Source organism: Citricoccus sp. K5 (assembly GCF_902506195.1).
Lineage (GTDB): Bacteria > Actinomycetota > Actinomycetes > Actinomycetales > Micrococcaceae > Citricoccus.
In genome coordinates, this window is record NZ_LR732817.1 from 1,327,430 (window position 1) to 1,339,290 (window position 11,861).

9 protein-coding genes are annotated in these 11,861 nt (G+C 67.6%); 5 read left to right on the top strand and 4 right to left on the bottom strand.

Annotation, left to right across the window (positions count from 1 at the left end; translation table 11 throughout):
- Position 1: 1 nt before the first annotated feature.
- From coaE to BOSE125_RS05955, 3 genes are all read left to right on the top strand, one after another.
- On the top strand, positions 2-655 hold the full coding sequence (coaE, locus tag BOSE125_RS05945; protein ID WP_236557837.1) for a dephospho-CoA kinase: 654 nt from the start codon (positions 2-4) through the stop codon (positions 653-655).
- A gap of 43 nt (positions 656-698) precedes the next feature.
- Positions 699-2,870: an excinuclease ABC subunit UvrB gene (gene uvrB, locus BOSE125_RS05950; RefSeq protein ID WP_159550894.1), complete on the top strand. Its 2,172-nt coding sequence runs from the start codon at positions 699-701 to the stop codon at positions 2,868-2,870.
- A gap of 269 nt (positions 2,871-3,139) precedes the next feature.
- Complete coding sequence (locus BOSE125_RS05955) at positions 3,140-4,396, top strand: TerC family protein (protein WP_159550896.1); 1,257 nt, start codon at positions 3,140-3,142, stop codon at positions 4,394-4,396.
- 133 nt (positions 4,397-4,529) lie between these two features.
- Here the strand turns inward: BOSE125_RS05955 and BOSE125_RS05960 are convergent, their stop codons facing one another.
- From BOSE125_RS05960 to BOSE125_RS05970, 3 genes are read right to left on the bottom strand one after another with little or no spacing between them, the layout of a single operon-like run.
- On the bottom strand, positions 4,530-6,089 hold the full coding sequence (locus tag BOSE125_RS05960; RefSeq protein ID WP_159550898.1) for an alpha/beta fold hydrolase: 1,560 nt from the start codon (positions 6,087-6,089) through the stop codon (positions 4,530-4,532).
- Complete coding sequence (locus BOSE125_RS05965) at positions 6,086-6,673, bottom strand: GNAT family N-acetyltransferase (protein WP_159550900.1); 588 nt, start codon at positions 6,671-6,673, stop codon at positions 6,086-6,088. Before BOSE125_RS05965 ends, BOSE125_RS05960 begins: the two co-directional genes overlap by 4 nt.
- 30 nt (positions 6,674-6,703) lie before the next feature.
- Entirely contained in the window at positions 6,704-9,358 is a 2,655-nt protein-coding gene (locus BOSE125_RS05970) for an RNA helicase (protein ID WP_159550902.1), read from the bottom strand.
- A gap of 44 nt (positions 9,359-9,402) precedes the next feature.
- Between BOSE125_RS05970 and BOSE125_RS05975 the strand changes: the two genes are divergently transcribed.
- Positions 9,403-10,248, top strand: coding sequence for a methyltransferase domain-containing protein (locus BOSE125_RS05975; RefSeq protein WP_159550904.1), 846 nt, complete (start codon positions 9,403-9,405; stop codon positions 10,246-10,248).
- Positions 10,249-10,292: 44 nt separating this feature from the next.
- Here BOSE125_RS05975 and BOSE125_RS05980 read toward each other — a convergent pair whose 3' ends face one another.
- Positions 10,293-10,973 (bottom strand): MBL fold metallo-hydrolase, encoded by a 681-nt coding sequence (locus tag BOSE125_RS05980; protein ID WP_159550906.1) that lies wholly within the window; start codon positions 10,971-10,973, stop codon positions 10,293-10,295.
- Positions 10,974-11,195: 222 nt separating this feature from the next.
- Here BOSE125_RS05980 and BOSE125_RS05985 point away from each other — a divergent pair, with 222 nt between their 5' ends.
- Positions 11,196-11,669, top strand: coding sequence for a GntR family transcriptional regulator (locus BOSE125_RS05985; protein WP_159550908.1), 474 nt, complete (start codon positions 11,196-11,198; stop codon positions 11,667-11,669).
- Positions 11,670-11,861 lie beyond the last annotated feature (192 nt).

Genomic DNA, 11,861 nt, shown 5'->3' on the forward strand with positions numbered 1-11,861 from the left:
CGTGAACGAGACGGAAGACGGCATGGTCAGGCCCCGGCTGCACATCGGGCTGACGGGCGGCATCGCCAGCGGCAAGTCCACGGTTGCCGCGGAGCTGTCCGCCCTCGGTGCCATCGTGGTGGACGCGGACGCCCTCTCCCGGGCCGTCGTGGAGCCCGGCAGTGAAGGGCTGGGCCGCGTGCGTGAGGCCCTCGGCCCCACCGCGATCGCTGCGGACGGATCCATGGACCGCGCCGCCGTCGGGAAGCTGGTGTTCGCCGATCCAGAGGCCAGGGCGCTGCTGAACGGGATCATCCACCCCCTGGTGCGCGCCGAGGGTCGGAGACTCGTCATGGAGGCCGGTCCGGACGCCGTCGTGGTCCAGGACGTGCCGCTGCTGGTGGAGTCCGGGCAGGCGGGCACCTACGACCTCGTGCTGGTCGTGGAGGCGGACCCCGAGGAGCGGGTGGTGCGGATGGTCCGGGACCGGGGGATGACGGAGGATGACGCGCGGGCCCGGATCGCTGCCCAGGCCACGGACGAGCAGCGCCGCGCCGCAGCGGACGTGCTCATCGTCAACGACGCCGGCCTGGAGGACCTGCGCCGCGCCACGCGCCGAGTATGGGACGAGTACGTGGAACCGGTGCTCGGCGGGGACCAGATCCGCCGGCGGTGAACCGGCCTCCCCGTCCGACTCGAACAGTTGTACGGTGGAGTCCATGAGTCTGGCACAGAAGATCAACCGGCAGGTCGCCCCCTTCGAGGTCATCTCGGACTACCAGCCCTCCGGTGACCAGCCGAAGGCGATCGCCGAACTCGCCGAGCGCGTCCAGGCCGGAGAGAAGGACATCGTTCTGCTCGGTGCCACCGGTACCGGCAAGTCGGCCACCACGGCCTGGCTGGTCGAGAAGGTGCAGCGTCCCACGCTCATCATGGTGCAGAACAAGACGCTCGCGGCGCAGCTGGCCAACGAGTTCCGTGAGCTGCTACCGAACAACGCCGTCGAGTACTTCGTCTCCTACTACGACTACTACCAGCCGGAAGCATACGTCCCGCAGTCGGACACCTTCATCGAGAAGGACTCCTCGATCAACGAGGAGGTCGAGCGGCTGCGCCACTCCGCCACCAATGCCCTGCTGACCCGCCGTGACGTGGTGGTGGTCGCCACCGTGTCCTGCATCTACGGCCTCGGCACCCCGGAGGAGTACATCGAGCAGATGGTCACGCTGCGCCGGGGCGCGGAGATGGACCGGGACACGCTGCTGCGCCAGTTCGTGGCGATGCAGTACGTGCGCAACGACCAGGACTTCCACCGCGGGACCTTCCGGGTCCGCGGGGACACGGTCGAGATCATTCCGATGTACGAGGAACTGGCCATCCGGATCGAGTTCTTCGGGGACGAGATCGAGGCCATCCAGACCCTCCACCCCCTGACCGGGCACGTGGTCCGCGAGGAAGAGGAGATGTACATCTTCCCGGCCTCCCATTACGTGGCCGGGGACGAGCGGATGCACCGGGCCATCGGTGCCATCGAGGACGAGCTGCGGGACCGCCTGCAGGAGTTCGAGTCCCAGAACAAGCTGCTCGAGGCCCAGCGGCTACGGATGCGCACCACCTACGACCTCGAGATGATGCAGGAGATGGGGTACTGCAACGGCATCGAGAACTACTCCCGGCACATCGACGGCCGGGCGGGCGGTTCCGCGCCGCACTGCCTGCTCGACTACTTCCCGGACGACTTCCTGCTCGTGGTGGACGAGTCTCACGTGACCATTCCGCAGATCGGGGCCATGTACGAGGGGGACATGTCCCGCAAGCGCACCCTGGTGGAGCACGGGTTCCGTTTGCCGTCCGCCATGGACAACCGGCCCCTGAAGTGGGGCGAGTTCCTGGAACGCATCGGCCAGACCGTCTACCTGTCCGCCACTCCAGGCAAGTACGAGCTGGCCCAGGCCGACGGGGTGGTGGAGCAGATCATCCGGCCCACGGGGCTGGTGGACCCGGAGCTGGTGGTCAAACCGACCCAGGGCCAGATCGACGACCTGCTCGAGGAGATCCGCGTCCGCAGTGAACGCGATGAGCGGGTGCTGGTGACCACTCTGACCAAGCGCATGGCCGAGGATCTCACCGAGTACCTGCTCGAGCACGGGGTCAAGGTGGAGTACCTGCACTCGGACGTGGATACCCTGCGGCGCGTAGAGCTGCTGCGGGACCTGCGCAAGGGCGTCTTCGACGTCCTGGTGGGCATCAACCTGCTGCGTGAGGGACTGGACCTGCCCGAGGTCTCCCTCGTGTCCATCCTGGATGCGGACAAGGAGGGATTCCTGCGCTCCTCCACGTCACTGATCCAGACCATCGGCCGCGCGGCCCGCAACGTGGACGGACAGGTCCACATGTATGCCGACCGGATCACCGACTCCATGCGGCAGGCCATCGACGAGACCAACCGGCGTCGCGAGGTGCAGGAGGCCTACAACAAGGAACACGGCATCGATCCGACGCCGCTGCGCAAGAAGATCGCGGACATCACCGACCAGCTCGCTCGGGAGGACGCCGACTCCGCGGACTTCCTCGCCGGCATGGGCGGGGTGAAGACCGGCTTCGACTACGGGATGGGCAAACGTGGCTACACCGCCACGATCTCGGATGAACAGCGCGCCGCGGCCGCTCATGCGGCCGATGGAGACTCGGCCGACGGCTCCGGCGGCACAGGGGCTCCCGACTTCGCGAAGCTGCCGGCCAAGGACCTGTCCGAACTGATCGAGCAGATGAGCGCACAGATGCATCAGGCGGCCGTGGACCTGCAGTTCGAGCTGGCCGCGCGGATCCGTGACGAGGTGTCTGAGCTGAAGAAGGAGCTGCGGCAGATGCAGCGCGAGGGCCACGCCTGAGACGGCCGCCACTCCTGACTTCGGGCGGAGGCGGGGTACACTGGTCCACGGCGTAGGGGAGTATCCCTAACACTGCGATCGTCAACACGCTGGATCTGTCCACGGGGAGAGCCAGCCGGACGCAGTGGCCTGCCGGGACCGTAACCCACAGGGAGCGGCCATGGCAGGCGGAGAGACTTGCGGCACCCACCTGAACGCGTGCAGCGTTTCCGACTCCCCATTATGGCGGAAGCGGGTCGCGCACCGCCCTCCTCACGGAAAGTGACCGCATGGTTATCAACGGCTGGACCTGGGCCATCACGATCGCTGTCATCGTGGCCCTGCTGCTCTTCGACTATTTCTTCCACGTGCGCAAGGCACACATCCCCACCATCAAGGAGTCGGCCATCTGGTCGTCCATCTACGTGGGGATTGCCCTGGTATTCGGCCTGGTGTTCTTCGCCCTGGGCGACTCCCAGCATGCCATCGAGTATTACGCGGGCTACATCACCGAGAAGGCGCTGAGCGTCGACAACCTGTTCGTCTTCCTCGTCATCATGGCGTCGTTCAAGGTGCCCCGCGAGGACCAGCAGAAGGTCCTGTTGTTCGGCATCACCTTTGCACTGATTTCCCGGACCGCCTTCATCCTCGTCGGCGCCGCTGTCATCGAGCTGTGGTCGGATGTGTTCTACCTGTTCGGCCTGGCGCTGCTGCTCATTGCCGGCAGCCAGCTGAAGGGCGCGCTATCCACGGACGAGAGTAAGGACGAGGCGGACAACGTCATGGTCCGCCTGGCAAAGCGCATCATGCCGGCCTCGGACAAGTACGACGGCGACAAGCTGTTCACGATCGAGAACGGCAAGAAGGTCATGACCCCGATGCTGTTGGTCATGGTGGCCATCGGTGCAACGGACGTGCTCTTCGCTTTCGACTCCATCCCGGCGATCTTCGGCCTGACGCAGGAGCCGTACATCGTTTTCACCGCCACCGCGTTCTCCCTGATGGGCCTACGCCAGCTGTACTTCCTCATTGACGGTCTGCTGGACCGCCTGGTCTACCTCACCTACGGTCTGGTCGCGATCCTGGGCTTCATTGGCGTCAAGCTCGTCCTGCACGCCCTGCACGAGAACAACCTGCCGTTCATCAACGGCGGCGAGAACGTGCCGGTCCAGGAGATTCCGACCATGACGTCCCTGGTCGTGATCGTGATCATCCTGGTGATCACGGTGCTGGCCTCGTTGTACAGCCCGAAGGGCCGGTCGCTGATTGCCCTGCAGAATGCCGAGAAGTTCGCTTACCGGTACACCAAGCTGGACGATTCGGCACCCACCGAAGAGCGCCGCGAGGCTGCCGAGAAGATGGACCGGTGGACTAGGGCGGCGGAGAAGGTCTCGCCGAAGTGGCGTGACGAGCTCGTCGAGCACAAGGACAAGTATTCGCGGGTGATCCGCACCGCCCACGAAACACGGCTGGCCGATGCCGTGGCTGCCGGTCACGAGGCCCCCGTTTCCCAGCACATCGTCGACCGGGAAGGCCCGACGATCTAGGGTTGCCCGTCTCGCCACCTTTCGCGGAAAGCTGTGGTCAATGTCGAAGCCCCGGCCCGGAACAATCCGGGCCGGGGCTTTCGTGCACCCTGTGCCAGTCAAGAGGCGCATGCCGGGAACCGCTGCCTACCGACTATGGGCCGGTCATCTCCAGCAGCCGGCGGAGGATGCCCGGGCCGTCGTCCCCGATGCCGTCATGGTGGAACTCGTCGGTTTCCCAAGCCATCAGGCCCTGGACCCGGGAAGCCGTCTCCAGGGAGAGATCCCGGTCCACGTAGACGTCATGGGTGTAAATCGCTGCGGCGGTCGGCACGGTATTGGTGGCCAAGGCCTCGAGGTCGTACAGGGGGCCCCAGTCGGTGCGGCGCGCCAATTCTTCGGTCACGGCCTGCAGTGGTCTGAGGGCGGGGTCCAGATCCGCATACCAGTCGAAGACCATCTCCCCGGTGAGCAGCGGGTGTGCGGTCTGGTCTGGATCGAAGTCCGCGAGGTCGGGGAACGACCGCAGCACGCGTTGCGCGGCCCACGCCGTGTCCGTGGCGTCGTCCTCCGGCGGTGAAGCCAGTTGTGCCAACGGTGGCGAGTCCTGCTGCGCCTGCGAGACCTGAGCCGGCTGGGCGTAGATGGATTCGTGCATCACCAGGTACAACGGGTTCGTGGCCCGGGAGACCTGCTGGTACAGGCCGTGAAGGAAGACGTCAGACAGGATGTCCTGGCTGGCACCCGCCATCACCTCTCCACCCTCGGCGACCTTGACCGGCACGACCGGCACCCGTTCGAACGCCTCCTGGAGCAGGTAGTGCAACTGGTCCATCCGGGTGTTGCCCCCGAGGAACATCCCCAGCATCTGGACGCGCCCCACCGTGACGGGCGACCCGTCCGGGAGTAACACCGACGGCGCGGCCCCCGTCTCGCCGGCACGAACGGCATCGTAGACGCGGCCCAGGATCTGACGGTCCTCAGGAAAACGCCCGAAGTACTCCTCGTTGCGCGCACGCATGCGCTGATAGGTGGCGCGGTAGACGCGGTCCGGGGGGCCGTCCAGCGGCGCCAGTCCACCGGTGATGAGGGCTCGGGACATCCCCTCGGGGTGCCAGGACAGGTAGCTCAGCGCACAGAACCCGCCGAAACTCTGCCCGAAGACCGTCCACGGCTCCGCACCGAGCATCAGCCGGATCAGCTCGGCATCCTGCACGATGGAGGGCGCACGCAAGTGCACCAGGTAGTCCGCCTGCTCCTCGGGCGTGCCGATCAGGGGCAGTGTGTTGCGGTTGGCAGGGGTGGACAGACCGGTGCCTCGCTGGTCCAGCATCAGGATCCGGAACCGCTGGGCCACCTCCTTCATCCACCCGCCCAGCTGGGCCTGGCGCACCCCTTTGCCACCGGGCCCGCCCTGCAGGAACAACAGCCACGGCAGGCCGTGCCCTGCGCCGGCTGCCCCGACGTCTGCCGAACTGTCCAGGGGTGCTGTGGTGTCCGGGTTGAGGCCGGAGACGTACTCGCGGGCGTACACCCGAATCAGCGCTCCCTCCGGCCGGGCATGGTCCAAGGGCAGGTCGAACCAGTGGTCGGTGATGCGGGTCCCGTCCAGCAACCGCGCCGACGGTCCGGCGCGGTGGGTACAGACGCCGGAGGCGATCACCTCGGCCGGCCGCGCGAAGGTGCGGGGATCGCCTGCGGCGCCGGGCGTCATCGGTGGCCGTCCGAGGTGATTGGGTGGGCGCCGGCGGCGTCCTCGAGTGCGGCGCCCGTGAGCCGGAACGTCGTCCACTCGTCCTGGGAGGTGGCGCCGAGAGACCGGTAGAAACCGATCGACGGCTCGTTCCAGTCCAGGACGGTCCATTCCAATCGCGCATAGCCGCGCTCGGCCGCGATCCTGGCCAGGTGCAACAGCAGCCTCTTGCCGTGACCGCGTCCCCGCATGACCGGGTCCACGTAGAGGTCCTCGAGCCAGATCCCGTGGGTGCCCTCCCATGTGGAGTAGCTCAGGAACCACAGCGCCATGCCCACCACGGTGGGGCCGGAGGCCGGAAGCGACGCCGGCTCAGGCCCCGGCCCCGCGACGGTTCCCCGAAGCGTGTCCTCGATGACGTGGCAGAAGACCGCCGGTTGGTCGCCGAAGAGGCTCGCCTCCAGGGCGGCCTCCGTGGTCTTCACAGCGTCCGGCTCCTTCTCATAGATCGCGAGATCCCTGATGAGCCGGAGGATGTGGGGGACGTCTGCTGGGACGGCCGGACGGACGGCGCCGGGAACGGTTCTGGGGGTGGTGGCGCTCACGTGTCGGGTCTCCTTCTCACAGAGTTCGGGTCACACTGTCCAGCCGGGCTCCGGGGCACCCACGGACACCACGTGCACCACGGGGTGGGCGGCCTCGTCCGAGGCGTCCAGGTCGACGAGGGCGTTGATGCCCCAGTCCAGGTGGCCCTCCGGGTCGACGAGGACCTGCCGGACCGTCCACCAACGGGAGCCGGAGACGCCGGCCGGGGCGCCGCCGTCGGGCCCTGGCTGAGGCGTGGTGTCCACGCGGAAGTACTGGGGTCCGCGGGCGGCGGGGCCGTCGTCGATGTCCTCGTAGTCCCCGAAGTAGCCGTCCAGTGCATACGCCCAGTCGTCGGCGGAGAACGAGTCACCGGCGTCCTTGCCGAGCTCGGCGAGGGCACCGTCCTGCTCATCGCCGAACAGCCGCACCCGGCGGAACAGGGCGTTGCGGACCATCACGGTGAAGACCGGCTTGTTGGCGGTGAGCCGTGGGGGCGCCGGCGGGGCCAACTGCTCGTGGTCCTTCTTCAGCTCCTCGATGTCCCCGGCCAGCAGGTCCTCCCACTCCTCGATGAGTGAGGAGTCGGTCTGCTTGACGATCTCGTCCAGCCAGGCCACCAGGATGTCGAGTTCCTCGTCCCGATCGTCCTGCGGGATGGTCTGCTTGAGCGCCTTGACGGCATCGGTCAGGTAGCGCAGCAGCACCCCCTCGGAGCGGGACAGCCCGTAGAAGTTCACGTAGTCACCGAAGCCCATGGCGCGTTCGTACATGTCCCGGACCACGGACTTCGGGGTCAGCTCGAAGTCATGGAGCCAGGGGGCGGAGGCGCTGTACAGCTCGAACTGCTGCTCGAGCAGTTCGGCCAGCGGCATCGGGTACGTGACCTCGTCGAGGGCGTTCATGCGGTCCGTGTAGTCCATGCCCTCGGCCTTCATGGCCGCCACGGCCTCACCGCGTGCTTTCTTGACCTGGGCCGAGAGCACCTGCCGGGGAGGCTCGAGGGTTGCCTCCACGATGGAGACCATGTCCAGGGCGTAGCCCGGGTCGGCCTGATCGAGGAGGTCGAAGGCGGCCAGGGCGAAGGGGGAGAGGGGCTGGTTGAGAGCGAAGTTCGGCTGCAGATCCACGGTGAGGTCCACGGTGCGGCCCTCGGCATCCGGCTCGGGCAACTTCTCCACCACGCCGGTGGCCAGCAGCTCGCGGAAGATGCCCAAGGAGCGGCGCATGTGGGCGGCCTGTTTGGCCGGGGTCTCGTGGCTGTTCCGCAACATCCGGCGGACCGCGATGACCGGGTCGCCCGGCCGGTCGAGAATGTTCAGCAGCATCGAGTGGCTGATGCGCATCTGGCTGCTCATGGCCTCGGGCTCGGCTGAGATGAGCTTCTCGAAGGTGGCCTTGCCCCAGGAGACGAAGCCCTTCGGCGGCGTCTTCTTCGGGGAGGACTTCGTGGACTGCTTCATGCGCTTGCTGCGCTCGGCCTCGTCCTTGATGTTCGCGAACTTCGCGGCCGCCTTCTGCTGGGCCTTGGCGTTCTCGATGACGTGCTCGGGCGCCTGCACCACCACGAGTCCCGAGGTGTCGTAGCCGGCGCGGCCGGCCCGGCCGGCGATCTGGTGGAATTCCCGGGCGTGCAGGATGCGGGTGCGCTGGCCGTCGTACTTGCTGAGGGCCGTGATGAGCACGGTGCGGATCGGCACGTTGATACCGACGCCGAGGGTGTCCGTGCCGCAGATGACCTTCAGGAGCCCCTCCTGGGCCAGGCGTTCCACGAGCCGGCGGTACTTGGGCAGCATCCCGGCATGGTGTACCCCGATGCCGGCCCGGACCAGTCGGTTGAGGGTCTTGCCGAATCCGGCGGAGAATCTGAAGCCTGCGATCCGCTCCGCGATGGCGTCCTTCTCCTCGCGAGTCGCCACGGACACGGAGGACAGGGACTGGGCCCGCTCGACGGCGTCCAGCTGCGAGAAGTGGACCACGTACACCGGTGCCTGACGGGTCTCCACCAACTCGGCGACCTTGTCCTGCACCTGCTCCTCAGACCATTCATAGGTCAGGGGGATGGGCCGCTCCGCGTGCGCGACGGTGGTGGTGGTCCGTCCCGTCCGTGCGGTCAGGTCCTCCTCGAACCGGGCGGTTTCCCCGAGCGTGGCGCTCATCAGCAGGAACTGCGCCTGGGGCAGCTCCAGCAGGGGCACCTGCCACGCCCAACCGCGCTGGGGGTCCGCGTAGAAGTGGAACTCGTCCATGACCACCGGTCCCACGTCCAGGCCGGACCCCTCCCGCAGGGCATGGTTCGCGAGGATCTCGGCCGTGCAGCAGATGATCGGGGCGTCTCCGTTCACGGAGGAGTCGCCGGTCACCATGCCGACATGGTCTGCGCCGAAGATCTCCACCAGGGCGAAGAACTTCTCCGAGACCAGGGCCTTGATCGGGGCCGTGTAGTAGGTCCGCTGGCCGGTGGCCAGGGCCTGGAAGTGGGCGGCGATGGCGACCATGGACTTACCGGAGCCGGTGGGGGTGGACAGGATGACGTTATTGCCCTGCACGAGTTCCATGACGGCCTCGTCCTGCGCGGGATACAGGGCGATGTCCCGGGACCGGGACCACTCGAGGAAGCCCTCGTACACGGCATCGGGGGAGAGGCGTTCCGGCGCGGTCGCGAGACCGCCGGCGGGGGAGGGAATCAAGTCGGAGAGCAACATTACGTCCAGCTTACGTCTCGCCGGGGACGCGCTAGCGTGGAAGCATGCAGGACTTCACCTGGGATCCCCAGCAGTACACCGTCTTCGCCGACCGCCGGGCCCGGCCGTTCCGTGACCTCACGGCGCGGGTCCGGGCCACGGACCCGAAGGTCGTGGTGGACCTGGGCTGTGGCCCGGGCAATATGACGCGGACCCTGGCCGAGCGCTGGCCGGGCGCCCACGTGGTCGGTCTGGACTCCTCAGCGGACATGGTGGCCTCCGCCCAGCAGATGGCCGCGGAGTCGGGAGCACCCGGCAACCTGGAGTTCGCCGAGGTGGATGCCGAGCGCTGGGCGCCGGACGCCGAGGTGGACGTGATCGTGTCCAATGCCATGCTGCAGTGGATCCCGGATCATCGGCAGCTGGTGCGCGGGTGGCTCGAGGCCCTGAAGCCCGGAGCCTGGTTCGCCGTGCAGGTCCCCGGCAATTTCGCTGCCCCCTCGCATGCGACCATCGCGGAGATGTCCCGCCGCCCCGAGTTCGAGGTCGCCCTGGAAGGCGTGGTGGAACGGGAATCGGTCTACACCACGGACGAGTACCTGGAGACCCTGATCGAAGCGGGCTTCGAGGCGGACATCTGGGAGACCACCTACAGTCAGCCCCTCAGTGGACCCGATCCGGTGTACGACTGGGTCCGCGGCGCCGCCCTGCGACCCTCGTTGCAGCGGCTGGAGGCCGCCGACCGGCGTGATGGCACCAATCTCCAGGAGCGGTACATCGAGGAGTACCGGCGGATCATGCGCGAGTCCTACCCGACCTACACCACGCCCGAGGGCGTGCGGCTGACGGACTACCCGTTCCGCCGCATCTTCATCGTGGGTGTGAAGAACGACCTCTCGCCCAGTATCTGAGCTGGACTCCGGGGCGGTGACGTGAGGTCACCGCCGTCTCGGGCCTACCAGCCGCGTTCGCGCCAGTCCCCGAGGTGGGGGCGTTCCGTGCCGAGAGTGGTCGCGTCTCCGTGGCCGGGGTGGACGATCATGTCATCCGGATACTGCTCGAACAACCGCTCCACCACGTCCGTGAACAGCGAGTCGAAGCGGTCCGCGTCCTGCTGCGTGTTGCCCACGCCCCCGGGGAACAGGCTGTCGCCCGAGAAGCAGAGCGGCGGCCCGTCCTCTGGCTCGTAGACCAGCGCCACCGAGCCCGGGGTGTGCCCACGGAGCCCGACGACGGCCATCGAGATCCCGTCGAACGTCGCCGTATCGCCGTGGTTCAGCAGGACCTTCGCGCGCACGCCGGTCTCCCGCTCGATGGCGTCGGCATCGTCCACGCCGGCCGCGGTCGGAACCCCCGTGGCCTCCACGACCTCGGCCAGGGCCCGGATATGGTCCCAGTGCTGGTGGGTCGTGATGATCACGGCCAGCTTGAGCTCGCAAGGGGTGTCGTCCTTCGCCGACTGCAGCAGCTCACTGACGGCGACGGCGTCGTCCGCAGCATCGATCAGCACCTGGGTCCCGGACGTCTTCGAGGTGAGGACGTACACGTTGTTCGCCATGTCGGAGACCGACCGCTGGCGGACCGTCACCCGGGGCAGATCGTGCAGCAACCGGATGGGGGAGGTGGATGAAGGCATGAGCAATAGTCTAAGGACGTTGACCGCCACCGGGGCAAGCCCATATCGGGGGTCAAGTCTCGATCGCCGCCGCTCCGTCCCCTCCGGACCGCCTCGGGCCTGGGCGCGGATCGGCCCCATCCCGGCGCCCCCCGGCGCTCCGCGCTCCGATAGGGTGTCTGGACACACAGACACGGGACAGGGCACGGACCAGACACGGACCGGGTAGGGACACGGGGACACATGGCGGCACGGGGCACATCAGGCCAACCGAAGGATCCGGCGCAACCTGAGGATCCATCGGCGGGCACACCGCCGGCGAAGTCCCCCGCCACTCCGGTCCCCGCGTGGTTGGTCAGCGCCCTGTCCATCAATACCGGCTCGACCGTTCCCCCCTACGAGCAGGTGCGGACCGGACTGCTCGACCTCATCCACCGCAAGAGGCTTCCGGTCGGCAGCAAGCTGCCCACGGTGCGCGCACTGGCCTCGGCCCTGGGCGTGGCCGCGAACACCGTGGCCCGCGCGTACAAAGAGCTGGAACAGGCCGCCGTCGTGACCGCCCGGCCACGGCTGGGGACCGTGGTGGCGCAGGGAAATGACACGGCGGAGTCCCAACTCGCCGCCGCGGCGGTCACCTATGCCCAGGTCGCGCGTGCCCTCGGGTATGGTCCGCGTGAGGCGACGCGGCAACTCGAGGCCGTCTTCCCGGCCTCCTGACGGAGAATTCGCTCAGGGCCGACGGTTCGAAGAGGTGTTCGAAGCATCTCTGCCATACAGTGGATTCCGTGCCGAAATCCCTCACGACTCCCGACTCCGATACGGTTCCCGCCACGTCCGCGTCCTCCACGTCCCGCAACTCCCGTGGTCTCGCCTCCGGCCCCGCAAGTGGGGCGCACCGCCATGATCCCG